Below are 26996 nucleotides of genomic sequence, written 5' to 3' on the forward strand. Positions count from 1 at the left end.
TTAATAACGTACTTTTTCAGGTTTTTGTTGAATTTCTTTTTCAGTCTTAGCTGTTTTGGGGTCGTAACAACCTCCCAGATGCGGGCAATCAATGAGGTCTTGCATCGATTTGAAAGGCACTTCCACCTTGTTATAGCTGAAGCAGGCCGCCAGGGTCTGGGTGAGGTTTTTATCTCCAAGGGACAAATCTACGTCTTCTGTAGTCAACTGGCACGGATGTTCATAACCACAGGCGTGTGTAATTTCAAGCAACTCCTTCCGGAAATTTTTAAAGTAAAAATTGGTACGTACCGCCTTATCTTCAATATTGATACCGGCCTGCAACCATTTGTTTTGCGTCGCCACGCCGCTGGGACATGTGTTATTGTGGCATGCTTTAGCCTGAATGCAGCCTATTGACAGCATAGCCTCGCGGGCGACGTTTATGATATCTGCACCCATAGCAAAAGCCATAGCGCCCTTCGCCGGAAGCCCAAGTTTACCGCTGCCTATAAAGACAATGCGTTCGGTAAGGTGGTGCTTTTTGAAAATCTTGTAGAGGTCGCTAAACGCATACACCCAGGGCAACGAAACGTGATCTGCAAAACTGGGTGGTGCTGCTCCGGTACCGCCCTCGCCGCCGTCAACCTGAATAAAATCGGGGCCTTTATTGGTTTTCACCATAATCTGGGCGAGTTTTTCCCAGTCGTGTAATTTACCTATGGCTGCCTTAATCCCAACCGGAAGACCGGTAGCTTCGGCGATGGCCTCTACAAACTCAACGAGGCCTTCAACATCTGTAAAAGCCGTGTGTGTTGCAGGCGAAATCACATCCTTGCCCATAGGAACATGGCGTATTTCTGAGATTTCCTTAGTGATTTTTGATGCCGGAAGCACGCCGCCTTTTCCCGGTTTAGCTCCCTGAGAAAGTTTGACTTCAATGGCTTTTAGCTGCGGATTTTCTTCAACCAGCTTTACCAGTTTTTCCATCGAAAAATTACCCGCTTCATCACGTACCCCAAAATAGCCGGTCCCAATCTGAAAAATCACATCGGCGCCTTGTTTGTGATAGGGGGAGAGTCCGCCCTCACCGGTGTTGTGATAGGCGTGAGCCAGTTTGCAACCTTTGTTGAGCGACTCGATCGCACGTGCCGAAAGCGAACCAAAACTCATCGCCGATACATTGATTATTGAAGCGGGACGATAGGGTTTACGCCGCTTGTTGTAAAGCCCCATAACTTTAGCCGAGGGCAGAAAATACGGGTTTTTGGCATTGGGATGATCGGGCGGAATGCGGAAGCCCATCATCGCGTTATTGATGAAGATATAGTTGGCTTCGTAAATATTCTGATCGGTACCAAAACCCTCGTAGTTGTTTTGGTTTTTAGCGGAAGCATAAATCCAGCCGCGTTCAATACGGTTAAACGGAAGCTCCTCACGGTTATTAGCAACGATGTACTGGCGCAACTCGGGGCCTATACTCTCAAGCATATAGCGTATGTGCCCAACTACGGGGAAGTTGTGCGTGATGATATGCTTCTTATTAAAAAACACATCGCGTATAGCGATTACAGCGAGTGCGATGAGCACCCATCCCCACCAGGGTATGGATTTTAGGATGTCAAAAAATTCGGTCATACATTTTCAAAGTTACTGCGCATTCAGATAATCAAGGGTAAGCTGGCTCATGGTTTTTACACCCAGCAGCAAACCGTCATCATCTATCATAAAATCTGGAGTGTGATGCGGATACGGAGTGGTGTTTCCGGGGGTCATTCCTCCTAAAAAGAAATAAAAGCCGGGCACTTTTTCCTGAAAAAAGCTGAAATCCTCACCGCCTGTAGTGGCTTTTACCAGATTCACATTTTCGGCTCCTGCCACGTTTTGCAAGGTAGGTAGCATTTGAGCAGTAAGCTCTTCGTCGTTGTAGGTAATCGCTGTGTTATTTTGAAACTCAATTGTCGCACTGCCTCCGTAGGTTTTAGCCAGCCCTTCGGTCATTTCGGTCATACGACGAATGATGAGTTTTTTCATATCGGGATCAAGTGTGCGTACGGTTCCTATCAGTTCCGCTTCTTCCGGAATGATGTTAAAGCGAACACCTGATGTGATTTTGCCAACGGTAATCACCGCCGGTTCTACCAAAAGATTGGACTCCCGACTGATAATTGATTGATATCCGTCAATGATTTTCGCAGAAATGTAAATAGGGTCCACTCCGCCCCATGGCTGTGAACCGTGAGTTTGTTTTCCTTTTACTTTTACTACGAAACGCTCTACAGCCGCCATCGTACCACCGGGCTTGTAATTGATTTGTCCTACCGGGGTTGCGCTGTTGATATGCAGACCAAAAATAGCATCCACATCAGGATTTTTTAGTACTCCTTCTTTAATCATCAAAGCTGCACCTCCTTCTTCTCCCGGTGGCGGTCCTTCTTCAGCAGGCTGAAAGACGAATTTTACCGTACCATGTATTTTGTCTTTATGTTTTGAAAGAATTTCGGCAGTACCCATCAGGATAGCAACGTGTGTGTCGTGCCCGCAGGCGTGCATCACACCGGTCTCACTCCCCAGAAAGTTGGCTGTATTTTTGCTTTTGAAGGGCAAATCATTGCGTTCGGTTACCGGTAGGGCGTCTATGTCTGCGCGCAGCGCAACCACTTTGCCGGGATGATCGCCTTTAAGAATACCTACCACACCGGTTTTGGCAACTTCGGTTTGTACTTCTATACCTAATGATTTTAAATGCGCCGCGATTTTTGCTGCGGTTTCGAATTCGCGATTGCTGAGTTCGGGGTTTTGATGAATCTCGTGTCGCCATTGTATAACCTGGTCTTCTATAGATTCTGCTGCAGCCATAAGCTCCTTGTCCGGAGACTGGGCAAAAGCACTCGTGCTTAAACCAAGTAAGGCCAGAAGGTGTAGTTTCTTCATATCTGTTATTTTAAATAATTGATTTTTTGAATTTAGAAGGAAATTAGGGCATAGCCTAAATCCTGATAATGAATTAAAGCCGTCATTGCCGAAAGTGCCAGTTGCGTATGCTCCCAGCGTTTTTCCTGAGGGATATTGCGCTTACCGGCTGTTTGCCCGCAAAGGATAACAGGGATGTCTAGTTTGTGAAACGCTTCCAGAAGCGGAAGATTGGGGTTGTCAACGCCGTATTTTTCGCTGTAATCCTCATTTTTTAGCAAGTCAAAAGCAGCGCTACCGTGAACCACCAGAACGGGTTTCAGGTTTTGCTGAGGCACACCGGCAGCCGCGTGCATATTTAAAAAGCGGGCAACGGTGTTGAAATACAGGTTTAGTTCGGCGGGATCTTCCGGAGATTGAGCAATGTCAAAAACCACCTTGTAGATTTTTTCAGAATCGGCAGATAAATCGGCTTCAGGCACTGTAAACGTATCCCCAAATCCTTCAATCAATGGACCTGAAATAAGCTGCTGGGCCTGTGTTGTTTTCGCGAATGCGATACTAAAAAACAAAAGAATCGTTGATTTGTAAAATGGCATATGGGTGCTTTAGTGATTTAAAGATATTTAAAATGTGGGGAACCCATTCTTAAAAGCCTTATTTTCTGAACTGACGAAAAATCAGTTTTTTTCCAATTGACTGATTGCGGTTTTTTTCATTTAAATAAACGGACATTATTTGATAATTTTTTGATAACTATATGTAGAACGGGACCACAAAAATGGGAAGTTTCCTTATTTTTCCGCTCCTGCGAAAAAGGCAGAAAAATTTTAAAAAAGAACATGTTTTGGAGGCACTTTTAGAAGGATTGAATGACGCGCAGCGCGCACCGGTTTTACAGAAAGATGGCGCGATGATGGTGATCGCCGGTGCAGGCTCGGGTAAAACCCGGGTGCTCACGATGCGTATCGCTTACCTGATGCAACAAGGTGTAGACGCCTTTAATATTTTGGCACTTACCTTTACCAATAAAGCCGCGCGGGAGATGAAAAATCGTATCGGTACCATCGTAGGTAACAGCGAAGCTAAAAACCTGTGGATGGGAACCTTTCACTCGGTTTTTGCTAAGATTTTGCGTATTGAAGGGCATCATCTGGGGTTTCCGCCCAACTTTACGATTTACGATTCTCAGGATTCGCAACGGCTTATTTCGGCGATTATCAAAGAAATGGGACTTGATAAGGATATTTATAAGTACAAGCAGGTGCACAGCCGTATTTCGTCTTTTAAAAACAGCCTGATTACGGTAAAAGCCTATTTCCAAAACCCCGAACTTCAGGAAGCTGATGCGATGTCTAAAAAGCCTCGTATGGGGCAAATCTATGAAGAGTACGTAGAACGTTGCTTTAAGGCCGGTGCGATGGATTTTGATGATTTACTCCTGCGTACCAATGAACTTCTGGCGCGTTTTCCGGAAGTTCTGGCAAAATATCAAAAACGTTTTCAATACATTCTGGTTGATGAGTACCAGGATACTAACCATTCTCAGTACCTGATTGTAAAGGCACTGGCAGATCGTTTTCAAAATATTTGTGTGGTGGGTGATGACTCGCAGAGTATTTATGCCTTCCGCGGAGCGAACATCAATAACATTCTCAACTTTCAGCGGGATTATGATGACGTAAAAGTGTACCGTCTCGAGCAAAATTACCGCTCCACCAAAAACATTGTAGAGGCGGCAAACTCGGTGATTGAGCACAACAAGACCAAACTGGATAAGGTGGTCTGGACGGCAAATGATGAGGGACCTAAAATCATCGTGCACCGTTCCCTGACCGATGGGGAAGAGGGGCGTTATGTGGCCAGCAGCATCTTTGAAAATAAGATGAACAACCAGCTGAAGCACAGTGATTTTGCCATTTTATACCGTACAAATGCCCAGTCCCGTGCGATGGAAGATGCGCTGCGCAAGCGTGAAATCCCCTATCGCATTTTTGGTGGTTTGTCTTTTTATCAGCGAAAAGAAATCAAAGACGTCCTCGCTTACCTGCGTTTGCTGGTGAATCCTAGCGATGAAGAAGCCATTAAGCGGGTCATCAATTATCCGGCGAGAGGGATTGGGGCAACAACCATAGATCGTCTTGTGATTGCGGCTAAGCAATACGGGCGTTCAATTTTTGAGGTGATGGAAAATATTCAGCATTTGGATATTAAAATCAACTCAAGCACCAAAAATAAGCTGTACAACTTTGTCAATATGATTCGCAGTTTTCAGATTACTGCGGAAAATGCCGATGCGTTTGTGGTTGCCGAAGAGGTTGCCCGAAAAACCGGTTTATTGCAGGAACTGAAAAAAGACGGAACGCCCGAAGGGATTGCGCGTATCGAGAATATTGAAGAACTGCTTAACGGGATGCGCGATTTTGTGGAAGGACAAAAAGAGATCGCAGATGCCACCGGAAGCCTTTCGGAATTCCTGGAAGATGTAGCCCTCGCTACCGATATGGATAAAGACATCGACGATGTGGACCGTGTTTCGCTGATGACCATTCACCTGGCTAAAGGTTTAGAGTTTCCGTATGTGTATATCGTAGGTCTCGAGGAAGATTTATTCCCAAGCGGGATGAGTATGAATACGCGCAGCGAGCTTGAAGAAGAGCGTCGCTTATTCTACGTGGCACTTACCCGTGCTGAGAAACAGGCCTATCTTACCTATACCGAATCGCGCTACCGCTGGGGTAAACTCATCGATGCAGAACCCAGCCGGTTTATTGAAGAGATCGATGAGAAATTTCTGGATATCCAGACACCGCTAGATACGTATCGCTATAAGCCGATGATTGACAGCGATATTTTTGGAGAACCCGATAAAAGTAAACTGCGCCTTAAGAAACCCGTGGGCAGCGCACCTCCTACAGTGGGTAAACCTACCGAAGAGCAATTGCAAAAGCTGCGTAAATTAAGACCTCAGTCAACTCCCGGTATTCAGACTGATGATTTGAATGATAACCTTTCTAAAGGAATGCGTGTGGAGCACAGTCGTTTCGGGCAGGGAGAGGTCTTGAGTATTGAAGGTATAGGTCAGGATCAAAAGGCAGAAATCCGTTTTCAGACCGGCGGAATCAAGAAGCTGTTATTACGCTTCGCGAAATTGAAGATTTTAGACTAGGCTACGCAACCTGTTGAGAATATGTGTATCTAAGTGGGGAACATCTAATCAATCAACCCATGAAAAATTTAATCTTAATTGCGATTCTAGCTGTATTTATAATCTCTTGCGATCAGGATGATCAGGATCTGATTAACCCGGAAACTGCCAATCTTAAAGGGGACTGGTTTAACGGAAGCGAATTGGATGAAGGTGCAACTTTATATCGATTTACCTATACCTTTAAAGGAGACGGCACTTTTGAAGGAGTGAGTACCTTCAGGAATGCAGAAAGCAATGAATTATTAGGTTATGATTATAAGGTTTCGGGGGACTATGAGTTAACCAGAGATTCTATTATCTTTTTCACAACAAAACAATTTTATATCGAAGCCGGAACACCAGCTTATGTGCCAGCCCTTGATGATTTGGATGTTCGGGATATCTCAGAGCGTATGGCTGTGGGCTACAGGATTACCGAAAACCAGTCGGTGTTAACCATCAATTTTAAACCCTGCGGTCCTACTGAAAATTGTGTAGACAAAATTGTCTATTCAAGACTTGAGGATTAACGCATCATTTTTATCGAGGCCAACAGGCTTACCGGGTCAATCTCTGTATTAACCGACTCGTCTTCCTGAGCCAAAGCGAGATTTTGCTTTTCATATTCCATCAGTGACCAGGTTTTTTTGTGGTATTCCAGAGCGGTTAGGTTCTCGATCCAGTCGCCGCTGTTGAGGTAGAGGCAGCAACCTTTTTCGGTCTTTATCTCGCGCATTTGCGGCTGGTGAATATGCCCGCAGATGACATAATCAAAGTGGTTTTCGATTGCGAGTTCGGCGGCGGTATCTTCAAAATTGGTGATAAAGCTCACCGCTTTTTTTACACTGTTCTTGATTTTTTTGGAAAGGGAATATTTCGGTCTTCCAAGTTGCACCAAACAGAAGTTGATGAAACTATTCAGCACAATTAAAAAATCATAGCCCCAGCCGCCTAGTTTTGCAATCCATTTGGTGTGCTGTATCGAAGCATCAAATACATCTCCGTGGAAAATCCAGGCTTTTTTTCCGTCCAGATTTAAAACCAGTTTATCAAGCACCGAAATATTACCCAGCTCCACCGGACTGAATTTGCGCAACTTCTCATCGTGATTGCCGGTTATGTAATAGACTTTGGTGCCTTTCGCAGCAAGCGAGATGATTTTTTTAATCACCTGCAGATGTGATTTGGGAAAATAACGTTTCCTAAACTGCCAGATATCGATGATATCCCCGTTGAGAATAAGGGTTTTGGGATTGATACTTTGGAGGTAGTTTACCAGGTTTTTAGCCTGCGAACCATAGGTGCCCAGGTGTACATCAGAGAGGATGACAAGATCAACTTTACGTTTCAAAGAATATGATTTTTAACAAATTACCTCATTTGGTGTTACCTGAGTATTAGGGGAGCATTAAATAATTTTAGTCTTTTCAGCTTTTTAGGGTCAAATAGGCAATTAATAACAAGGCTTTTAGCTGAAAACATTTTAATTTCGCCGCTCAAATACACGTTATGGCAGGTAATACTTTCGGAAAATTATTCACACTTACCACTTTTGGGGAATCCCACGGCGAGGCGATAGGAGGAATCATAGACGGCTGTCCGGCCGGAGTTGAGATCGATCTGGATTTGGTCTATAAAGATATGGAACGTCGTAAGCCGGGACAGTCTAAGATTGTTACCCAGCGCAAGGAGCCGGACAGTGTGAACTTTTTTTCAGGGATTTTTGAAGGAAAAACTACCGGGACGCCTATTGGTTTTAATATCGTAAATACCAATCAAAAATCTCACGACTACAGCCATATAAAAGACACGTATCGCCCGTCTCACGCTGATTATACCTATGACCAAAAATACGGAATACGCGATTACCGTGGCGGAGGCCGGTCTTCTGCACGGGAGACCGCTAGCCGTGTTGCGGCAGGAGCAATTGCCAAGCAATTTTTAAAAAATATCAAAATCAATGCTTTTGTAGATCAGGTGGGTGATATACGTATGACCACGCCTTATCAGGAGCTTGATTTTGATAAGATTGAATCAAATATCGTGCGTTGTCCCGAAGAGGCCTTCGCCGAAAAAATGATCGATAAAATCAAGGAAATACGCAAAGCCGGTGACACCATTGGCGGGACGGTAATGTGCGTGATACAAAATGTACCTGTGGGTCTGGGCGAACCTGTTTTCGATAAATTACACGCAGAGTTGGGTAAAGCGATGCTTTCGATTAATGCGGTGAAAGGTTTTGAATACGGTAGCGGTTTCCACGGAGCCTCTATGCTGGGCAGTGAGCACAACGATCTGTTTAATAAAGACGGAAGCACCAAAACCAATCTCAGCGGGGGTATTCAGGGTGGAATCAGTAACGGAATGGATATTTATTTTAGAGTTGCCTTTAAGCCGGTAGCGACCATTATGCAGAATCAGCCTACCATAGATAAGGAAGGAAACGAGACCGAAATGCAAGGCAAAGGGCGTCACGATCCTTGTGTGGTACCACGCGCGGTGCCTATTGTAGAAGCTATGGCTGCACTGGTACTTGCAGATTATATGCTGATTAACAAAGCGGCTAAGATCTAGTTAGAATTGACAAATAGAAACCGGAAAACCTGAATGCAATGCAGCATTCAGGTTTTTTTATGTTCAATTTATTTAGGTAAAAATGCTTTTATAGATACGAAAAAATACCTTTTTTTGAGCAAATAAGTTGATTATGAGCTATACAGAGTTTGATAAAACACCCTTAGCGCTCAATGAAGCGGCAGTTATATATTATCTGGAGCATACCGTTGTTGATGTTGCTACCTTAGATAAACTTCGGGAAATGGCCCATTTTAATGAGGCGGAAATTGCAGAATGGCTCAATGTCAACGTTAAGACCTTAAGAAATTATAAGAGCAATCATACAGTTATAAAAGATCACGTTCAGGAAAAGATTGTATTGCTTATTGCCCTGTTCAATCACGGAAAAGCTGTCTTTGGTTCATTTGAAGCATTTTCAGATTGGCTTAAAAAGCCTAATTTCTTTTTTGACAAAAAGGCCCCAGCCAGTTTTTTAAACACCTACAGCGGCACGAAGTTTATTGACAACCGTCTTACCGGGATGGAGTTTGGGGATAACGTTTAAGTTTTGAGATGGAAGTCTATCGCATCTCGGCAGAACACTACGCGAATGCTTTAACCTGTTCAGGAGCTGAAGCTCGATGGAACCGGGCCGGGGAAAATGTACTTTACACCTCGGGTAGCAGGGCATTGGCTTCTCTGGAGCTTGTAGTGAACCGTATGGCTATTCCAACAGGAACTCATTACAAGGTCATGGTCATTTCTTTAGCAGATGACAGTTCGCTTTATGAGGAGTTGAAGAAGGAAATGCTTCCGCTAAACTGGCGCGGACTATTCGCTTACCCTCAGTTGCAGCAAATGGGCTCAGAATGGTACCGCTCTAAACGCAGCCTGATTTTAAAAGTGCCTTCAGCGGTGATCCCCCAGGAATACAATTTTATCATCAATACCTCACACCCGGAATTCTCTAAAAAAGGCTCTCTGGTCAGGACCGAAGATTATTTCTGGGATCAAAGATTGGCTTAATCCATAAGCATCGGTTTAAAATAAATCGATTTTGTTTATCTTTCGCCTTAAGGCTAAGTCAATACACAAAACATCAATTCATGAAAAAACTTGCACTGCACTGGAAGATTATAATAGGTCTGGTTCTGGGTATTATTTGGGCATTAATTTCCAGTAAACTGGGTTGGAGCCAATTTACCATCGACTGGATCGCGCCTTTTGGTGAAATCTTCATCAATTTGCTAAAATTAATCGCAGTGCCTCTTGTGCTTTTTTCAATTATAAGTGGTGTTGCAAACCTGGGCGACCCGGCCAGTCTGGGTAGAATGGGAGGTAAGACCCTTCTGGCTTATCTGGTTACTACCGTCCTTGCAGTGGGAATGGGACTTTTTCTCGTAAACCTTATCGGTCCCGGGAAACTGGTAGATGAGCAAAGCCGAATTGATAACCGTATTGGTTATGAAATTTGGGCTGCCAATGAAGGCTATGTGATCAAAGATGGAATCAACTATTTACAGGATCCTGAATTTATGGATCGTGCCAAAGAAATTTCAGATCTTTCGCGAAGTGAGCTTCAGGATGCTTCAGTAAATGATAAGATGGCAACTGCCAATGCTACTAAAGATGCCGGACCCCTTCAACCGCTGGTAGACATTGTTCCCGATAACTTTTTCAATTCTTTAGCCGATAACGGTCTGATGCTTCAAGTGATTTTCTTCGGATTATTTTTCGGGGTAAGTATGCTGTTTATCGACCCTAAAAAGTCGGCTCCCGTAACACGTGCGGTTGATGGTATTATGGAGGTATTCCTCAAAATGGTTGACCTCACAATGCAGGCAGCGCCGTTTTTTGTTTTCGCCTTGCTTGCCGGTGTCGTGAGTCAAATGGCCGGTAACGATATAGGTAAAGTGGTCGAAATATTTAAAGGTTTAAGTTGGTATTCACTCACAGTAGTTCTTGGTTTGGCCTTAATGATTTTTGTAATCTATCCCCTCATATTTAAAATATTTGTGCGAAAGGTTTCCTATTTCGGTTTTTTCAGAGCGATGGGACCTGCGCAAACGCTTGCTTTTTCGACTTCGAGTAGCGCTGCGACGCTTCCGGTTACTATGGAATGTGTAGAGGATAACCTGGGCGTTGATAAGAAAGTGACCAGTTTTGTACTTCCCATTGGTGCTACCGTAAATATGGACGGAACCTGCCTGTATCAGGCGGTTGCCGTGGTCTTTTTGGCACAACTGCATATGATTGATTTGACTTTAGGGCAGCAATTAACCATTGTTTTAACGGCTACTCTTGCGTCTATAGGTTCTGCGGCAGTGCCCAGTGCAGGTCTGGTGATGCTCATTATCGTTTTAGAATCTGTAGGTTTAAACCCGGCGTGGATAGGGATTATCTTTCCTGTAGATCGTATTTTAGATATGTGCAGAACGGTTGTAAATGTAACCGGTGATGCTACGGTTTCTTCCGTGATCGCCAAGGGTGAAGGCTTGTTTAATTACAATCCTGATAAACAACCTGATGCAGCTTTTGATGTTGATAATGAAAAATAGGAAGACACAAAATTTCTGATTTTCGTATTTAATAATTTTTTAAATTGGTGATACCCAACTACCTATACGTTGGCCCTACACAACTTTAAAACTTGACTTACCATTTATTGACTTAAATAGGTAGGTATGAAAGTTTTTTATCTCGTTTTAGCGTTATTAAGTTTTTCAATTCAGGCTCAGGTAGGTATTGGTACCACTACACCGAGTCCCGCTTCTATGCTTGAGATCAGCAGCGAATCATCAGACGGAGGTTTTAGAGGTCTGATGCCGCCAAGGGTTTCCACTCTTGCTGCCTTAAATGACATTGCTTCACGTGCAACGCTTGCCGACATTGGTCTCGTGGTTTTTTACAATGAAGAGGGTGTAGAGCGCTGCCTGAAAATGTGGGATGGGATTCAGTTTAAGAATGTCTATTGTTTAAGTACCTCTTCAGAGTCTGCTACAGTATCTTTTACCACTGCCAGACAAACGATACTCGAAAATTCCGGTGGTATCCCGCTTTCATTTTCTATTGAAAACCCTTCGCCCTTTAATAGTCTGGTGCTTACCGTGAGTGCTAGCGATTATACCCATTTGGTACAAAACGGGCCGGTTACTATTACCGTTTCGCGTAGCTATGACAGCTTTACAACCTCTTCAGCCTTTTCGTATTTAGACAATACGGCTATTCAGGGAAATTCAAACATCGTATTTACGATTGAGAGTATAGCCGGGGGTGATGGCACACCACAAATAGGTTCTCAAAATACGCATACATTAGGTGTCATTGATGACGATCAGAAATTGTGGATCAATGAATTTCGCTACGAAAATACGGGTTCTGATATTACTGCCGATGAATTCGTTGAGGTTGCCGGGAATGCATTAGATGTTAGCGGCTATCAAATTGTGCATTACAACGGTTCAAACGGAACTATTATAAAAGCCGTGGCTTTAAGTGGAGCAATCCCAAATCAACAGGCCGGTTATGGTACGATGAAAATTCCGCTTAATATGCAAAACGGTCCTGATGGGATTGCGCTGGTTGATCCTTTAGGTAATGTAATGCAGTTTTTGAGTTACGAAGGAAGTTTTACAGCTGCCACAGGGCCTGCAGCCGGAATGACGGCTACAGATATTGGTGTTTCCATGCCAGGTGATGTACCCATAGGTTATAGTTTAAAATTAATAGGAACAGGTAATTCCTATGCAGATTTTGACTGGGACGGCCCTGATAGCCAAAGCCCGGGAGTTATCAATTCAGGACAAGCGTTTAACTAAATCCTTGAGGTCTTTACAATCATAGGTAGGTGCTTCGGCCAGTGGATATTTGAACTTACCATCCCGTGCAATGAATGCGGTTTGAAGACCGGCACGCTTAGCGCCGGTGATATCCCAGCCGTGCGCAGCGACCATCAAACTTTCCTGAGCTTTGACCTTTAATTGATCGAGAACGAAGACATACGGCTTTGGATTGGGTTTAAATGCCCGCGCTTCATCCACGCTAAAAATACGTTCAAAGAACTGGTTGATTTCTGCAAAAGTGAGTTGCAACTGAGCGACGGTTGGATTTCCATTGGTAAGAGCAGCCAGCAGAAAGCCTTTTTGCTTCAAAACCTGTAAAGCTTCTACCGTATCGGGATGTGGGGGTAGTTTTTTTATCAATCCCAAAATAGACTCGATTTCTTCTTCAGGAACTACTTTTTTAAATTTAAAGGCTGTCATCTCAAAAGTTGCCTTGGCAATTTTGCTAAAATCCTCGTGATTTCCTGTGGTCGTTTCCACCAGTGAGTAATGCAAAAGACTGCTAAACCAAAGATCAAAAGCCAGATTGTTGCTCAATGTGGTATTGATTCGCCGTGCCAGAGGCTTGAGGTCAAGCAGGGTTTCGTTTACGTCAAAAAGGAGGAGTTTGGGTTTCAAAACAGGTAATTATAGATTTATATTTCGACCTTTCGGATAACGTACTTCATACGAAAAACTTTTTGTGACAGAAGCCTTGGGTTCTAATAGGAGTTCCCATTTTAAAATACCGGTATCTTCTTTATATGATGCATCTCCTGTTTCCTGATCTGAGACCTTAATATCCTTATTTTGTGAAACGGGGATTCGATCTTCAAGAAGTAAATTCACAGCAGTACTTTTATTATTTCGTACGGTAATCTCGTAAGCTTTATCAACAACTCGGGTAGAGCCCAGCAGGGATTTACTTTTGAAGTTGTCTTTCTTTTCGCGCTTTACTATTATGTTCGGGTCGATGCCCAGAGAAATTTCAAGACTGTCTGTAGTAGCAAGCGGACTAATAGCAGTTTTGCCTGCGTAGCTTCCTTCAAAATAAATATTGGCCTCACCTTGCAGTAAATCATAGCGCTCCCAGTCTGTGACGGTCGCAGTTAAGAACACATTCTCATTGAGCTCAGGAGCAGCATAATGCTGATAGCTGGCAGGTAAATCAAATTGGTCAATCTCAATGGTTGTAATGTCCTGATTTGAGACAATGGTATAGCGTTTTTTGATCTCAAAACGCGTATTGGTAAGGCTTTCCTGTTTTGCTTCTACGGTTTCATTGTATGCTTGAGGTATAGGCATTGAAGTTCCTCTAATGCTCATTCCCGCAGCTTGGCCTTCTAAAGCAGTTACCGCCGCATTTCTTTTCTGAGTACCATAACCAACTACAACAACTTCCTCAAGAGCTTCCTGAGCGGCATTTAATGTAACATTCATTATTGACCCATAGATAGGTCTGGATTCTGTATCAAAGCCTATATAACTGTACACTAAATCTTCCCCTCCATTGCCTTGAATATTAAGTTGGTATTGACCATTGAAATCTGTAGTCGTGCTGTTTGATGTTCCTTTTTGTATGACATTTGCTCCGGGAAGAACTTCTCCGGAGTCATCTGTTACGATACCTGAAACACTGCGAATTGTTGGATTGTATTTGTAATTACTTCGGCTTACGGCTGAAGAATTGCGGTAGTTACGGCTTACAAAATTGAGGTATTTAGGCTCCAGATTGGGTTTGAAATTATTGGTATTGGGATCTCCTGTTGAAAGAATTAATTTGACGTCCTGCCAGTCAATTCCGCTTTGCTGATAAACATTGGCTTTGTAACTAAGTTGAATAGGGCTTGAAGCATTTTCAGCCCTGATGTCGTACAAGGGAAACCAACCGGCATTCTGAATGTTATACGATAACTCAATGTTTAGCGTAGTAGCACGTTCACTTTGTAATTTCACAGTAATCTCGCCACGGGTTTCTTTGCGCGAATCTTCCAGATTACTCATCTGCTGCCGGTAGTCGTTTATCTTCCGATCTAGATCCTGAGTATCTCGTTTTATCCTGTAAATGGTATTCTGAATTTCGGTGCTGCGTTCCCGGTAATAGGCGCTTATCTGCTTTACTTTCTCAAGGGAAAGGTCTGTGTTATCACTATTTATTTTTTGGTTTTCGCTCAATAATCTAAGTTCACGCTCATAGCCTTCAATTGAATTTTGGAGCGCGTTTTTCTCAAATAGAAGTTTATCCAAATCACTTTTTAGTGTTTCATATTCTGCAGAGGTTTCTTTTTTATCTAAAAAATCGAGGTTAAATGCGATAGAAAGAATGCTTGCCTTTTCAAGTCCGCGTAACTGAATACTACTTTCCAGAATATCCGGAGAAAGGTTGTTGAACACGATTTCGTTGACACCTCCAACCACATTTACAGAAGCTGATCGTTCAATGGTCGCGCCTTGAAGAAAGACGGTTACCTTTTCGATTTTTGACTTTTGAGGAAGAACTGGATTAGTAATCGCCCAAATTTGGGAAGTAGAAATAAAAAGGCAGAGAAAATAAGTTATAGCGCGCATAAAATGAAAAGTTTATCTAAAAATAAACGAAATCTTTAGTTTACAATGCATTAAATAGAGATATAGTAATTTCTTAATCTAAAAATCGGCTTTTCAGCTCAGGTGTGGGAATCATACAGCTCTCTTTTTTACCAAACCACTTGTACCGGTTGGCGGCGATAAAGTCGTAAACCGCATTTCTAATAAAACCGGGAATGATCATAAAAGCGTAGAGCAGGGGATAGCCTCTGTTCAAATATTTGGCAATGCGCAGGGCTGCCGAAGATTTGACAGAAACGCGCTGGGGTTCTATCAAAACGATAGAATCGGTTTCTTTGGGATTGATTTGATGCTGCGCAAGAAGTCTTTGCCCGTTTTCACCCTGAAGGGATGCGAACTTAAACTGTGCCTTGGGATCATGCTTTATGATGAAATTGATAGCGCCATTGCACAAATTGCAAACTCCGTCAAACAATATGATTTTTTCGGAACTCATTTTTTGGGTCTTAGCACAAATTCGAGCATATCGAGATCTACCTGCGTGGTAAACATACCGTAATTTACCGTTGCTTTTCCTTTTTCAATTTTATCTAGCGTTCCTGTTGCACGGCCATCCGGCAGGCGTACGCGATCCCCTATTTTAAGTTCTATTTTGGGCTTTTCGGCTTCAATTTTTACAGCCTTTTGCTTTTGCTCTTTTTTCTTCTCGCGTATGACTTCAACCTTTTTCTCAGCTTCCTGTTTTATTTTCTGTTCTTTGGCTTTTTGCGCTCTTTTTTCTTTTGCAGATTGCTTGGCACGCTTCGAATTTTCGATTTGCACCACTTTATACAGCTCATCCATAAGCTGTTTTTTGTTTTTGTTGGTGAAAAACTTATCACTAAGATCGTCCAGTTTTTGGCCCAAATAAATGAGACGCTGATTGCTGTCGTAGAGTTCCTGATAGCTTTCCAGTTTCTCCTGAATGCGCGCATTGGTTTTATCGAGTTCCTGCTGCTGTTTTTGTGCCTGCTGCTCTTTAGTTTTAAGCGCATTAGTGGTTTTGGCCAGCTTACTGCGCTCTTTCTGAAGATCGGCGATACTCTTATCAAAGCGTATTTTGCCGCGCTCTACTTTCTTTTTAGACCGGTTGATCAGCGAATACGGAATCCCATTTTTCTGTGCCACCTCAAAGGTGAATGAACTTCCGGCTTCCCCCACATACAATTTATATAAAGGTTCTAGCGTCCGCGAGTCAAATAGCATGTTTGCATTAGTGATGGCTTCGGTCTCATTTGCCATCATTTTTAAGTTGGCATAATGCGTCGTGATAATACCATAACTGCCACGCTCGTAAAATACTTCAAGAAAGGTTTCCGCCAGCGCGCCACCCAACTCGGGGTCACTACCGGTACCAAATTCATCGATGAGAAAGAGCGTGTTGGCGTCGCATTTCCGCAGGAAATAATTCATATTCTTCAGGCGGTAGCTGTAGGTGCTCAGGTGGTTTTCGATACTTTGATTGTCGCCGATATCGGTCAGTATTTTTTCGAAAAGGCAAAACCGCGAATACTCATGTACGGGCACCAGCATGCCGCTTTGCAACATAAGCTGAAGCAATCCAACGGTTTTTAAGGTTATACTTTTTCCCCCGGCATTAGGCCCACTAATTACGATAATGCGGTTATCGTTGTCGAGACTGATATCCTGCGGGAAGGTTTTCTCACCACGTTTGCGGTTGTTGAGCAAAAGCAGGGGATGGTAAGCCTCTTTTATTTCGAGTTCACGCTCTGTCGTGATCTTGGGCAATACCGCATTGAGTTTTTTGGCATATTTCGCTTTCGCGGAAATAACATCAATGGTACTCAGCAACTTTTGATAATCTTCAAGCAAAGGCGCAAACGGCCTTACATAATTGGTAAGCGCTTTGAGAATGCGCTTTACCTCTTCCTGCTCGTCGTAAAGCAGGTTGTTGAGTTCGCGTTGTGCATTTTGAGTAGCTTCCGGCTGAATGTACACAATGCTTCCGGTCTTTGAATTACCCATTATCGAACCCTTCACCTTGCGGCGGTGCATTGCAGTTACGGCTAAAACCCGCACATTGTCTACGATAGATTCTCTGATCTCATCGAGATAACCGTAAGAAGCATATTCTGAAAGTGCTTTGGCAAAGCTGCTGTTGATTTTTCCTTTTTCGATATTGATGCTTCGGCGCGTTTGCTGAAGCAGGGGAGAGGCGTCATCTTTTATTTCGCCAAAACGATCTATAATTCTGGAGATTTCGTCAGTAATTACCGTGGTATATTCGGTATCAAGAACCGTTCTGTAAAGAACCGGAAAGGTCTCCTGAAACTTTTTAAAATACCTGAGGTGATTGTTTGCAGTTTCTGAAAGGCTCCCTATTTTTCTAAAACTGCCCAGCTCTAGCGTGGTATCTTCGATACTCAGCATTTTGAGTTCGTGATCAAGCGCGTCAAAGCCGTGATTGGGTATGGGCGTTTCGTGGGTGTCTGAGTTGATGTATTCCTTGGTTTGATCAAGTGCAAAAAGCGTCTTTTTAAAGCTGCGCTGAGGATGCAGTTTAAGGGCTTTCACTTTACCTTTTTCGGTAACGCAAAGCGCACTAACCTGAGAACAAACGGTGTGGAACTCTAAATCTGCAAGTGTTTTAGGATGAATTTTTATCATAGCAAATGCCTAATTTTAAGGCGTAGCTGAATTTTAAACTTGTATTCATTCAGCCCTGTAAATTTAAGATATTCATGAACGTTGACATACACCCCAGCTGGAAAGCTGTTCTGGAACCTGAATTTGAAAAAGATTACTTTAAATCACTTGCGACTTTTGTGCGTGAGGAGTACACCCGGCATTCCTGTTACCCAAAAGGGAAAGATATTTTTAAGGCCTTTGATTTTTGTCCTTTTGATGCCGTTAAGGTGGTTATTTTAGGTCAGGATCCGTATCACGGGCCCGGGCAGGCGCACGGCTTGTGCTTTTCGGTGCCCGAAGGTATTGCGATGCCGCCTTCTCTGATCAATATTTTTAAAGAACTGGAGACTGATTTAAATAAGCCTTTTCCGAATAGCGGAAACCTGGAGCATTGGGCTAAACAAGGCGTACTGCTTCTAAATGCTACACTTACCGTAAGAGCCCATCAGGCAGGTTCACACCAGAATAAAGGTTGGGAAACTTTTACCGATGCGGTAATACGCAGAATCTCTGAAGAACAGCAAGGTGTTCTGTTTTTGCTTTGGGGTGGTTTTGCTAAAAAGAAGGCCTCCTTGATAAACACTCAAAAACATACGGTTTTAACCAGTGGTCACCCATCACCTTTAAGTGCCAATCGGGGTTATTGGTTTGGTAACAAACACTTTAGTGAAACAAACCAAAAACTCGAAAACGCAGGAAAAACCAAAATTAACTGGTAAACTATAAACAAAAAAATGCCTTGAAATTTTCAAGGCATTTTCTAGAGGTTTTGGTTTTAAATCTGTTTATGATGCTTTGTTAAGCGCATAGGCAGACTCGTTAAACGTTGTTTCGATAGGGGCTACACGTTTTTTCGGTTTTTGAGCGGGACCTCCTGCTACACTATATTTAAATAATAGCACGTTAATCAACAGGAGGATACCTAAAATTGTAAAAAAGGTAACCATGTTTGAATTATTTAAGTTGTTTAATTACTTCGGTACAAAAGTGTGCAATATTTTTCTATGAATGAGACAATTAAATGTAAAAGTTTCATTAAATCTTAGTTAATTACTATTTATAGTAATAGTTTATTTCTACTATATTTAATTGTTTTAAAAAGGATACAATTTGCTCAGATTCAGCCTCCGGGAGCTTCTCTTGTGACCAGTTTGTAAGAGATAACCACTTTTGAATATCCTTTAGTTTTTGATCATAGCGCTCTGCAAGAATAAGATCAATTCCTTCAATATTTTTGAAAATTTTGGTTTTGGCATTTACAACTCTTAAGAATGCCGAAAGCTCCTGACTTTTGTTTTTTAGTGCAGTTTCGGTAGCTGCAAAAACAAAACTGGACCAGGGGGTAGGGAAATCTGCAACACGACGGAAGATGCCCCGATCTACCAAAGGTTTTGTGGTAAAATGCTCCCACATAAAATAATCTGCTTCACCATTTTGTAGCGCTTCAATCGCATTGTCCAGATTATTTACCACCACGCACTCCAGTTTTGAGGTGTCCCATCCCAGTTGATGTGCCTGAATAAAAGCCATCACGTGAGAACCTGAGCCAAACCTGCTAATGGCCGGCCTGGCATCTTTTAAATCGTCAATGCTCTGAAATGCGCTTTCAGCGGCAACGTGAACACCCCAGATCAATGGGCTCGATACATAATTTTGAATAATTTTTGACGGATTCCCGTTTGCAATGTCGCGTATGATACCTTCGGTCAAAATAACGGCAACGTCGATTTCTTCATCTCGTAAAGCAGCATTCATCGCTCCGGTTCCTCCCGGAAATTCTACCCATTCCACCTCAATTCCTTCAGCCCTAAAAAGACCTTCTTCGATGCATAAATGTATGGGGAGGTTAAAATGCTCGGGCACTCCGCCCACTTTTAAAGTTTTCATGGTTTAGTTTTTGGCCTTTAAAAAATCATAGATCGCATATTGCGAGCGTATGGCAGATTCGCCGGGCTTTTGAGGTACATAGGTGTTTGTTTCTTCGGCATCCTGTAGACGTGCCTTTACATTGTCCTGAAGCTGAATGAGCAAAATTGCTCTTAGCTCTTTAAACAAATCTTCGTCATAAATAGGGGTCAATACCTCAATGCGTCGGTCTAGATTACGCGTCATCCAGTCTGCCGAGCCCATAAACATTTGCTCGTCGCCACCGTTGTGAAATAAATAGATACGACCATGCTCCAGATAACGATCTACAATTGAGGTCATTTCGATATGCTCGCTTAAGCCTTCAACTCCGGGTATCAGGCAGGTAAAACCGCGAACGATAAGACGTATTTTAACTCCGGCCTGGCTCGCTTTGTACAGCAGCGCAATGATATCAGGGTCTTCAAGGCTATTCATTTTTGCTGTAATGGCCGCCGGTTTACCTTCAAGAGCAGTATCAATCTCCTGTTGTATCAGCTTTTCAAAAATACGACGGGTGGTAAATGGAGAAATAAGCAAATGCTTGTTTCGGGGGATGATTAACTCTCCTTCCAGAACCCTAAAAACCCGGTGTATTTCTTTGGTGATTTTTGGATGCGCAGTAAAAAGACCGTGATCGCAATAGATTTTTGAGGTTTCGCCGTTGAAGTTTCCGGTGCCTATGTAGGCGTATCTTCTGGCTTTATCGTCTTCATTGCGTATAATCATCAAAATTTTAGAATGCACCTTGATACGCGGATAACTGTATATCACGCGACCGCCCTTGTCTTCAAACTTTCGGCCCCAGCTGATGTTGTTTTCTTCATCAAAGCGCGCTTTAGCCTCAATAAAGATCGTGACATCCTTACCGTTGTCAATGGCCTGAAGCAGCGCTGTGGTTAATACCGACTCGTCTGCAACACGGTATAATGAGATTTTGATATGCGTTACATCGGGATCTGTAGAGGCTTGCTCTACAAGACGTTCAATGTAATTAAAGGTCATAAACGGAAAATGCACCAACTGATCTTTCGCTCTGATCGTCTTAAAGTAATCCTTTGATTTCTCTAAAACCTTATGTGGGATGAAAGGTTTTTCGGCATAATGCAACTCCGGGTTTTCAGTAGGATCAGGGAATTTGAAGAAATCATTAAAATTATGATACCTGCCACCGGGCATCATGTCTATTTTGCCCAGATTAAGCAGCTTGCGAAGCTTTTTGGCCTCATCTTTCGGCATAGCCGAATCATAAAGCAAGCGTGTAGGTTGACCTTCCTGACGCTGCTCCAGGGATTTATAAATGCGCTCAGCTAAAATTCCGTCGAGTTCGTCATCGATGTACAATTCGGCATCCCGCGAAAGTTTCATTTCATAAACACCTTTAACGGTGTGATCAAAAAGGCTCTGAACCTTGTAGCGTATGATATCGTCAATAAACGTTATGTAATAGTTGCCCTGATGCCTGCCCAGATCTACAAAACGCGAGTTGCTGTCTGTGGGTATTTTTACAAAACCAAACTGCTTATCATCTTCAAACGTCACGCAGAAATACAGGGTTTGGTTTTCAATAAAGATCGAATTGCCTTTTGAAGGGACAACCAGCTTCGTTTCCAGGGTATTTTTAAGATGTGTGGTGTACCAGATGTCTGCTAAATCTCCGTGAACCGAAGTAAAATCGGTATCGCTTACCAGCCTGATGTTGTTTTTAGCAAGATCGGGAATGATTTGATCTTTAAAAATGGTGCCAAAACGTTCCTGCTGTTCCTTTACCCGGGCCAGGATTTTTTTGACCGTTTTGTTAGGTTGCAGTGAAAGTTTCTTGCGTATACTTTTTTCGATACGCTTCATTTGTCTTAACTGACTCACGCGAACCCTAAAATACTCATCCAGATTTGAGCTGTAAATCGCAAGGAATTTCATACGCTCGTAAAGCGGATTGCGCTCGCGGTCTTCCGCTTCCTGTAGCACACGCTCATTAAAACTCAGCCAGTTTAAGTCTCTGTGCTTTAAATGTCGGGATTGGTCAGTTTCCATAGGTTAGGCTTGTATTTTGACCAAAAATACGAAAGCCCGTCTCGCGCAAAATTAAGCTTTTGTTAAAAAGCCTTTAGAGTTCTGCTATGCGTTCCAGGGCTTCAGTAATCATACGTTCGACGATTTCAGAAGGATTTTTGCTGAATTTTCCTGTGGTACGATTGGCCAAAATTGCATTTACAGATAATGCGCGGTGCGCCAGAAGTTTACTCAGCCCATAAATGCCTGAAGTTTCCATCTCCAGATTGGTGATTTTTTCAGACTGAAGGCGAAAGGATTGCAGCTTGTCATTAAGAGCTACGTCTTCAGTCTGAAGGCGTAGGGTACGACCTTGCGGACCGTAGAAACCCACGTTAGTTACCGTGGTTCCTTCAAAATAGTTGGGATTTTTGAAGTGATTAAGCAAAGCGGAATCGGCTTCGACACAATAGGGAGTGCTTTTTTCAGGATTTAATTGCAGGTGTGCTGAAAATGCCTCTTCAAATGCGTGGTCACGTACCGAAGCACTCTGATAAAAATGCAGTAAGGAGTCAAATCCCAACGCACGTTTGCTTAAAAGAATAGAATCTACCGGAATGTCTGACTGAATGGCTCCACTGGTACCAAGTCTTATTAGTTGCAGGGATTTTTTTTGCTCTTTAATTTCCCGGGTTTCAAAATCGATATTGACTAAAGCATCCAGCTCGTTGAGAACGATATCAATATTGTCTGTGCCAATTCCCGTAGAAATCACAGAAATGCGTTTGCCTTTAAATGTTCCCGTTTCGGTTTTAAATTCCCGCTTCTGGGTGCTGAATTCAATATGTTCAAAATGTCTGCTAACTTCAGCTACCCGGTCTGGATCTCCTACAGTTATAACAACATCAGCAAGGTTTTCAGGCTTAAGGTGTAAATGATAAATACTCTGATCTTCGTTTAAAATAAGCTCTGAAGAGGCTAAAGGCATAATTAGTGTGATCTTACCAGTTCGTGATTGTTTGAATTGTAGAGGAAATCGTATTTCTGTGTGCCACCATAAAAGGACTCATCTTTTAAGGTTTCGTAAAAATTTTGAGACCCCTCAAGTACAGCCTGTCCCTTGGTGTTTAAAACCAGCTTGCCTTCTTTCATTTTGAAAAAAGGTTTTAAGGCTTTGATCATCCTTTCGATTTGCATATCGCCATAACCGTAATAGCCTTGATACTTCAACACATAACCACAAAGTTGATGTGTTGAGGAAACTTCGTGTAAATCTATAAGCTTAAGAATGTTGGTTTCCAGCGTGTTCAGACCGGTTTTGCTGTTGGGAAAGCGTTCTACATGGGCGCGTAAGCAACTAGACAGGTATTTGAAGTTAGAGCTTTTGGTAATTTCGGCTTTAAGCTCTATGGGTTTTTCATCGCAGTACAACTGCCAGATGTGGTGCGCGACTGCAAGGTCTTCAGGGGCAAGTTTGAGTTTGTTTTCGTAGTGCTTAATAAATTGTTCATCGGTAAGCTCCGACAAGCCTTTAAGCTGTAATTCGCCATCTACCCAGCCGCTGCACACGACGTAGATAGGCATTATTTTCTTATTCTGTATGAGGTAACTTATTGCTGCAAGCATATTAACATGGCAGAATAAATCAAATTCAAACCAGAGCACAATCTTTTCATAGCCGTTAATGGCAGCCAGTTTATTCAGTTCTGAAACAAACTTGTCCTCGTAATCTGCTTCGGTAATATTATAATTCTCTTTTAAAAAATGCTTCCGGGCTTCGATAAACTGTTCTGAACCTACTTCTTCAACGGTGGGGCCTTCGCAGAGCATTTCGCGCCAAACAATTCGATCTCCATTAAAATTTAGGGCATCAAGGCGTTTTAGTACCATATCGCCGTTGGTGATATGCAAGGTATTTGAATTCATATGAATAGGGTTTTAACCACCCACGCGTTTTACCCGAAATCCCTTGTCTTTTAAAAAAGTCATGATTTTATCGCGGTAATCCCCCTGGATTAGAATGCTTTCTTTTTTAAAACTTCCGCCCACACCCAGCATGGTTTTAAGCTCTTTTGCAAGAATTTTGAAATCAGAATCAGCGCCCGTATAGCCTTCTATGATGGTTACCGGCTTGCCTTTTCGTTTTTCATATTTGCAGATTAGTGGATCATCCTGCATCCATATTCCTAAATCATTAGCATCTTCAGCCTCTTGTTGAGGCTCCGGCTCATGATCGGGAAATAAGTTTTTGAGTTGGTCCTGTAAATCCATAAACTATTTTTTAATAAGTCCTATTTCCACCAGGCGTTGATGTAGAAATTCGCCGGCAGTAATATCTTCATAGGCTTTAGGATGTTCTGCATCAATACATTCCTCAAGACAATTTAATGGCATTTCGCTACGCGGATGCATAAAAAACGGAATCGAGTATCGCGGAGTGTCCCATTCTTCCCTTGGCGGATTCACGACACGGTGAATGGTAGAACGCAATTTATTGTTGGTGTGACGCTCCAGCATATCGCCCACGTTGATCACCAGTTCATCTTCATTGGGTATGGCATCAATCCACTCTCCATCTTTGCGTAACACCTGCAAACCACCGGCCGAAGCACCCATAAGCAGCGTAATTAAATTGATATCACCGTGTGCCCCGGCGCGTACAGCACCTTTTGGTTCTTCGGTAATGGGAGGATAGTGTATAGGTCTGAGAATACTGTTTCCATTTTTGACCCATTTGTCGAAATACATTTCGTCAAGACCAATGTAGATAGCAAGAGCACGCAGCACATAAATTCCGGTTTTTTCAAGCATTCTATAGGCTTGCATCCCGGTTTCGTTAAAGTGCTCCAGTTCTTTTACGTGAACATTTTCCGGATATTCTTCAGTTAGGTTAGCATCAGGTTCAGGATCCTGACCAAAATGCCAGAACTCTTTAAGATCGCCTTCTTTCTTTCCTTTAGCGTGCTCTTTCCCAAAAGAAATATAGCCCCGCTGACCGCCCAGACCTTCTATTTCATAAGCTTTCTTGGTATCTTCGGGTAAGTCAAAAAATGCTTTGACTTCTTTATACAGATCGTCTACCAGATTGTCGTCTAAAAAATGGTTTTTGAGCGAAACAAAACCAATTTCCTCATAAGCGCGACCTATTTCATTTACAAATTTTTGCTTTTTTGAAGGGTCACTGCTTAGAAAATCAGAGAGATCTACACTGGGGATGTTATTCATAATTAAGGAATACTGAGAATTTATTAATACGTAAATATATCAAATTTTAAGAGGGGGTGATTTTAAACTAAACTTAAAATTCTATGGTTTGAAAGGCTGAGCGCATTTCATTGCGTTTTTCGTTATTTTTATTTTATTAATTGAGGATATGTCAACAGAAGATACAGTTACCAATATTTTAGACTTTAGCAATGCTCGGGTTGATGCCGCGATGCAACTCTCTTTATATGAACGGCTACTCAAACCCCGTTTAGTAGAAGAAAAAATGCTTGTGCTGCTCAGACAGGGGAAAATCTCCAAATGGTTTAGCGGCATAGGTCAGGAAGCCATATCGGTAGGAGTGACGGCAGCCCTGCATGAATATGAGTACATTATGCCTATGCATCGCAATCTGGGGGTGTTTACGAGCCGAAATATTCCGTTGCAGCGCTTATTTAGTCAATGGCAGGGCAAGCGCAACGGCTTCACAAAGGGTCGCGATAGGAGTTTTCATTTTGGCACTCAGGAGTACAAAATCATTGGCATGATCTCGCATCTGGGTCCTCAGCTAGGCGTGGCAGATGGTATCGCACTGGCTCATAAATTGCGCAAAGAGCAAAACCTTGTTGCCGTGTTTAGCGGTGAGGGTGGGACCAGTGAAGGCGATTTTCACGAAGCACTCAACATCGCTTCGGTCTGGGATCTGCCGGTCCTGTTTTGTATTGAAAACAACGGCTACGGCCTTTCAACGCCCACATCAGAACAATACCGTTGCGCGAATCTGGCCGATCGGGGAGTGGCTTATGGGATGGAAAGTCACATCATAGATGGTAATAATATTTTAGAAGTCTACCAGCGCGTTTCAGAACTTGCGCAATCGGTACGTGAAAATCCGCGGCCTGTTTTGTTAGAATTTAAAACCTTCAGAATGCGTGGTCACGAGGAGGCTAGCGGAACAAAATATGTACCGCAAGAACTTATGGATCACTGGGAAAAACGCGACCCTGTTGAAAATTTCCGCAGCTATTTAAAAGAATCCGGTTTGTTGTCTGAAGATCAGGATATGCAGATACGCGCAAAAATTCTGGAAGAAATTGACGCAGCCCTTGCGGAAACTTTTGCTGAAGAACCTATATCCTCAACTGCTGAGCAGGAGCTTGACGATGTTTACGCGCCTTTTGATTTCGTTCTCAAACCTCCCAAAGGATCTGTACAGGAACTTCGGTTTATTGATGCCATTAGTCAGGGTCTCGACCAAAGTATGCAGCGCTTTGAAAACCTGGTTATACTGGGACAGGATGTTGCTGAATATGGCGGTGTCTTTAAAATTACCGAAGGCTTTGTTGATAAATACGGAAGAGATCGGGTGCGCAATACGCCTATATGTGAGTCGGGCATTATTGAGACTGCGATGGGACTTTCGATAAATGGATTTAAATCTGTAGTAGAAATGCAGTTTGCAGATTTTGTAAGCAGCGGATTTAATCCTATTGTAAATTATTTAGCTAAATCACATTACCGCTGGGGGCAATCTGCAGATGTGGTTATTAGAATGCCCTGTGGGGCGGGAGTGGGTGCGGGTCCCTTTCACAGCCAGACTAACGAAGCCTGGTTTACACATACTCCGGGTTTAAAAGTGGTATATCCTGCATTTCCTGAAGATGCTAAGGGTTTACTTGCTACTGCAATTGAAGATCCCAACCCGGTTTTATTTTTTGAACATAAAGCCCTCTACCGAAACATCAGAGGTCAGGTTCCTGAAGCCTATTACAATCTGCCCTTTGGTAAAGCGGCACTATTAAAGTCGGGCGAAGAGATTACCCTCATTACTTATGGAGCAGCGGTTCACTGGGCGCTTGAATCGCTTCAGGATAAACCGGACTTCAAAGTAGATCTTCTAGACCTGCGGTCACTGGTGCCATTAGACCGGGATGCTATAAAGCAGTCTGTTCAGAAAACCGGCAGGGTTTTGCTTTTATGTGAAGACAGCGCTTTTGGTAATATTATGGCAGACATTGCGGCATTTATTGCAGAAGCGTGTTTCCAGTATTTAGATGCGCCGGTAAGACGTTTAAGCAGTTTAGATACCCCCATACCTTTCGCTCAAAATCTGGAACAGCAATATTTGCCCAAACAGCGCATAGCCCAGATTTTACAGGAGCTAAGAGCCTTTTGAAAGTTGTAAATGTTAAAATTTTATT

Annotated in this window: 23 protein-coding genes; 9 read left to right on the forward strand and 14 right to left on the reverse strand. The window is 42.8% G+C overall.

What is annotated here, in order from left to right; translation table 11 throughout:
* Genes ACSSS3_RS12405 through ACSSS3_RS12415 form a run of 3 tightly spaced genes read right to left on the reverse strand, consistent with a single transcriptional unit; the run spans nucleotide 1 to nucleotide 3491 of the window.
* A complete protein-coding gene (locus tag ACSSS3_RS12405) occupies nucleotides 1–1617 on the reverse strand; it encodes an FMN-binding glutamate synthase family protein (protein ID WP_442844878.1) in 1617 nt (538 codons plus the stop codon).
* A gap of 12 nt (nucleotides 1618–1629) precedes the next feature.
* Nucleotides 1630–2913, reverse strand: coding sequence for an amidohydrolase (locus ACSSS3_RS12410; protein WP_442844879.1), 1284 nt, complete (start codon nucleotides 2911–2913; stop codon nucleotides 1630–1632).
* Between the two features lie 32 nt (nucleotides 2914–2945).
* The gene (locus tag ACSSS3_RS12415; protein ID WP_442844880.1) at nucleotides 2946–3491 is read right to left on the reverse strand and encodes a DsrE family protein; all 546 of its coding nucleotides are present in this window, start codon (nucleotides 3489–3491) and stop codon (nucleotides 2946–2948) included.
* A 248-nt stretch (nucleotides 3492–3739) separates the two neighbouring features.
* Here ACSSS3_RS12415 and ACSSS3_RS12420 point away from each other — a divergent pair, with 248 nt between their 5' ends.
* Nucleotides 3740–6061 carry an ATP-dependent helicase gene (locus ACSSS3_RS12420; RefSeq protein WP_442844881.1) on the forward strand — a complete coding sequence of 774 codons (2322 nt, stop codon included), beginning with the start codon at nucleotides 3740–3742 and terminating at the stop codon, nucleotides 6059–6061.
* Between the two features lie 59 nt (nucleotides 6062–6120).
* Complete coding sequence (locus ACSSS3_RS12425) at nucleotides 6121–6612, forward strand: hypothetical protein (RefSeq protein ID WP_442844882.1); 492 nt, start codon at nucleotides 6121–6123, stop codon at nucleotides 6610–6612.
* Here the strand turns inward: ACSSS3_RS12425 and ACSSS3_RS12430 are convergent.
* Entirely contained in the window at nucleotides 6609–7433 is an 825-nt protein-coding gene (locus ACSSS3_RS12430) for a UDP-2,3-diacylglucosamine diphosphatase (RefSeq protein ID WP_442844883.1), read from the reverse strand. The two genes, ACSSS3_RS12425 and ACSSS3_RS12430, sit on opposite strands and share 4 nt — an antisense overlap.
* 158 nt (nucleotides 7434–7591) lie before the next feature.
* On the opposite strand from ACSSS3_RS12430, the gene aroC reads away from it, so the two are divergent.
* From aroC to ACSSS3_RS12455, 5 genes are all read left to right on the forward strand, one after another.
* Nucleotides 7592–8656, forward strand: a complete 1065-nt coding sequence (gene aroC, locus ACSSS3_RS12435) for a chorismate synthase (RefSeq protein ID WP_442844884.1) — start codon at nucleotides 7592–7594, stop codon at nucleotides 8654–8656.
* Nucleotides 8657–8789: 133 nt separating this feature from the next.
* Nucleotides 8790–9203 carry an antitoxin Xre/MbcA/ParS toxin-binding domain-containing protein gene (locus ACSSS3_RS12440; RefSeq protein ID WP_442844885.1) on the forward strand — a complete coding sequence of 138 codons (414 nt, stop codon included), beginning with the start codon at nucleotides 8790–8792 and terminating at the stop codon, nucleotides 9201–9203.
* An 8-nt stretch (nucleotides 9204–9211) separates the two neighbouring features.
* Entirely contained in the window at nucleotides 9212–9664 is a 453-nt protein-coding gene (locus tag ACSSS3_RS12445) for an RES family NAD+ phosphorylase (RefSeq protein WP_442844886.1), read from the forward strand.
* 80 nt (nucleotides 9665–9744) lie between these two features.
* Complete coding sequence (locus ACSSS3_RS12450) at nucleotides 9745–11196, forward strand: dicarboxylate/amino acid:cation symporter (protein ID WP_228230908.1); 1452 nt, start codon at nucleotides 9745–9747, stop codon at nucleotides 11194–11196.
* A 126-nt stretch (nucleotides 11197–11322) separates the two neighbouring features.
* A complete protein-coding gene (locus tag ACSSS3_RS12455; protein WP_442844887.1) occupies nucleotides 11323–12456 on the forward strand; it encodes a hypothetical protein in 1134 nt (377 codons plus the stop codon).
* Here ACSSS3_RS12455 and ACSSS3_RS12460 read toward each other — a convergent pair.
* From ACSSS3_RS12460 to ACSSS3_RS12475, 4 genes are all read right to left on the reverse strand, one after another.
* Nucleotides 12436–13098, reverse strand: a complete 663-nt coding sequence (locus ACSSS3_RS12460) for a haloacid dehalogenase type II (RefSeq protein WP_442844888.1) — start codon at nucleotides 13096–13098, stop codon at nucleotides 12436–12438. The genes ACSSS3_RS12455 and ACSSS3_RS12460 overlap by 21 nt on opposite strands.
* 9 nt (nucleotides 13099–13107) lie before the next feature.
* Nucleotides 13108–15027, reverse strand: coding sequence for a mucoidy inhibitor MuiA family protein (locus tag ACSSS3_RS12465; protein ID WP_442844889.1), 1920 nt, complete (start codon nucleotides 15025–15027; stop codon nucleotides 13108–13110).
* 73 nt (nucleotides 15028–15100) lie between these two features.
* Nucleotides 15101–15502, reverse strand: coding sequence for a thiol-disulfide oxidoreductase DCC family protein (locus ACSSS3_RS12470; protein ID WP_442844890.1), 402 nt, complete (start codon nucleotides 15500–15502; stop codon nucleotides 15101–15103).
* Nucleotides 15499–17673, reverse strand: a complete 2175-nt coding sequence (locus tag ACSSS3_RS12475; protein WP_442844891.1) for an endonuclease MutS2 — start codon at nucleotides 17671–17673, stop codon at nucleotides 15499–15501. Before ACSSS3_RS12475 ends, ACSSS3_RS12470 begins: the two co-directional genes overlap by 4 nt.
* A 74-nt stretch (nucleotides 17674–17747) precedes the next feature.
* Between ACSSS3_RS12475 and ACSSS3_RS12480 the strand changes: the two genes are divergently transcribed.
* A complete protein-coding gene (locus ACSSS3_RS12480) occupies nucleotides 17748–18413 on the forward strand; it encodes a uracil-DNA glycosylase (protein WP_442844892.1) in 666 nt (221 codons plus the stop codon).
* Nucleotides 18414–18747: 334 nt separating this feature from the next.
* Here ACSSS3_RS12480 and ACSSS3_RS12485 read toward each other — a convergent pair whose 3' ends face one another.
* The 6 genes from ACSSS3_RS12485 to ACSSS3_RS12510 form a co-directional block, all read right to left on the reverse strand.
* On the reverse strand, nucleotides 18748–19581 hold the full coding sequence (locus tag ACSSS3_RS12485) for a substrate-binding domain-containing protein (protein ID WP_442844893.1): 834 nt from the start codon (nucleotides 19579–19581) through the stop codon (nucleotides 18748–18750).
* A gap of 3 nt (nucleotides 19582–19584) precedes the next feature.
* On the reverse strand, nucleotides 19585–21633 hold the full coding sequence (ppk1, locus tag ACSSS3_RS12490) for a polyphosphate kinase 1 (protein ID WP_442844894.1): 2049 nt from the start codon (nucleotides 21631–21633) through the stop codon (nucleotides 19585–19587).
* A 73-nt stretch (nucleotides 21634–21706) separates the two neighbouring features.
* Nucleotides 21707–22579: a nucleoside phosphorylase gene (locus tag ACSSS3_RS12495; RefSeq protein ID WP_442844895.1), complete on the reverse strand. Its 873-nt coding sequence runs from the start codon at nucleotides 22577–22579 to the stop codon at nucleotides 21707–21709.
* A gap of 2 nt (nucleotides 22580–22581) precedes the next feature.
* A complete protein-coding gene (locus ACSSS3_RS12500) occupies nucleotides 22582–23517 on the reverse strand; it encodes a DUF1835 domain-containing protein (protein ID WP_442844896.1) in 936 nt (311 codons plus the stop codon).
* 12 nt (nucleotides 23518–23529) lie between these two features.
* On the reverse strand, nucleotides 23530–23862 hold the full coding sequence (locus ACSSS3_RS12505) for a translation initiation factor (protein WP_228230749.1): 333 nt from the start codon (nucleotides 23860–23862) through the stop codon (nucleotides 23530–23532).
* A 3-nt stretch (nucleotides 23863–23865) separates the two neighbouring features.
* Nucleotides 23866–24816 (reverse strand): isopenicillin N synthase family dioxygenase, encoded by a 951-nt coding sequence (locus tag ACSSS3_RS12510; RefSeq protein ID WP_442844897.1) that lies wholly within the window; start codon nucleotides 24814–24816, stop codon nucleotides 23866–23868.
* A 148-nt stretch (nucleotides 24817–24964) separates the two neighbouring features.
* On the opposite strand from ACSSS3_RS12510, the gene ACSSS3_RS12515 reads away from it, so the two are divergent.
* A complete protein-coding gene (locus tag ACSSS3_RS12515; protein ID WP_442844898.1) occupies nucleotides 24965–26971 on the forward strand; it encodes an alpha-ketoacid dehydrogenase subunit alpha/beta in 2007 nt (668 codons plus the stop codon).
* Nucleotides 26972–26996 lie beyond the last annotated feature (25 nt).

Source organism: Leeuwenhoekiella sp. H156, assembly GCF_052218455.1.
GTDB lineage: Bacteria > Bacteroidota > Bacteroidia > Flavobacteriales > Flavobacteriaceae > Leeuwenhoekiella > Leeuwenhoekiella parthenopeia.

Excerpts from the sequence above, each read along its gene's own strand:
- ACSSS3_RS12405 (WP_442844878.1), bottom strand. The coding sequence starts at position 1,617 with ATGACCGAATTTTTTGACATCCTAAAATCCATACCCTGGTGGGGATGG.
- ACSSS3_RS12410 (WP_442844879.1), bottom strand. The coding sequence starts at position 2,913 with ATGAAGAAACTACACCTTCTGGCCTTACTTGGTTTAAGCACGAGTGCT.
- ACSSS3_RS12415 (WP_442844880.1), bottom strand. The coding sequence starts at position 3,491 with ATGCCATTTTACAAATCAACGATTCTTTTGTTTTTTAGTATCGCATTC.
- ACSSS3_RS12425 (WP_442844882.1), top strand. The coding sequence starts at position 6,121 with ATGAAAAATTTAATCTTAATTGCGATTCTAGCTGTATTTATAATCTCT.
- aroC (WP_442844884.1), top strand. The coding sequence starts at position 7,592 with ATGGCAGGTAATACTTTCGGAAAATTATTCACACTTACCACTTTTGGG.
- ACSSS3_RS12440 (WP_442844885.1), top strand. The coding sequence starts at position 8,790 with ATGAGCTATACAGAGTTTGATAAAACACCCTTAGCGCTCAATGAAGCG.
- ACSSS3_RS12445 (WP_442844886.1), top strand. The coding sequence starts at position 9,212 with ATGGAAGTCTATCGCATCTCGGCAGAACACTACGCGAATGCTTTAACC.
- ACSSS3_RS12450 (WP_228230908.1), top strand. The coding sequence starts at position 9,745 with ATGAAAAAACTTGCACTGCACTGGAAGATTATAATAGGTCTGGTTCTG.
- ACSSS3_RS12455 (WP_442844887.1), top strand. The coding sequence starts at position 11,323 with ATGAAAGTTTTTTATCTCGTTTTAGCGTTATTAAGTTTTTCAATTCAG.
- ACSSS3_RS12465 (WP_442844889.1), bottom strand. The coding sequence starts at position 15,027 with ATGCGCGCTATAACTTATTTTCTCTGCCTTTTTATTTCTACTTCCCAA.
- ACSSS3_RS12470 (WP_442844890.1), bottom strand. The coding sequence starts at position 15,502 with ATGAGTTCCGAAAAAATCATATTGTTTGACGGAGTTTGCAATTTGTGC.
- ACSSS3_RS12475 (WP_442844891.1), bottom strand. The coding sequence starts at position 17,673 with ATGATAAAAATTCATCCTAAAACACTTGCAGATTTAGAGTTCCACACC.
- ACSSS3_RS12480 (WP_442844892.1), top strand. The coding sequence starts at position 17,748 with ATGAACGTTGACATACACCCCAGCTGGAAAGCTGTTCTGGAACCTGAA.
- ACSSS3_RS12485 (WP_442844893.1), bottom strand. The coding sequence starts at position 19,581 with ATGAAAACTTTAAAAGTGGGCGGAGTGCCCGAGCATTTTAACCTCCCC.
- ppk1 (WP_442844894.1), bottom strand. The coding sequence starts at position 21,633 with ATGGAAACTGACCAATCCCGACATTTAAAGCACAGAGACTTAAACTGG.
- ACSSS3_RS12495 (WP_442844895.1), bottom strand. The coding sequence starts at position 22,579 with ATGCCTTTAGCCTCTTCAGAGCTTATTTTAAACGAAGATCAGAGTATT.
- ACSSS3_RS12500 (WP_442844896.1), bottom strand. The coding sequence starts at position 23,517 with ATGAATTCAAATACCTTGCATATCACCAACGGCGATATGGTACTAAAA.
- ACSSS3_RS12505 (WP_228230749.1), bottom strand. The coding sequence starts at position 23,862 with ATGGATTTACAGGACCAACTCAAAAACTTATTTCCCGATCATGAGCCG.
- ACSSS3_RS12510 (WP_442844897.1), bottom strand. The coding sequence starts at position 24,816 with ATGAATAACATCCCCAGTGTAGATCTCTCTGATTTTCTAAGCAGTGAC.
- ACSSS3_RS12515 (WP_442844898.1), top strand. The coding sequence starts at position 24,965 with ATGTCAACAGAAGATACAGTTACCAATATTTTAGACTTTAGCAATGCT.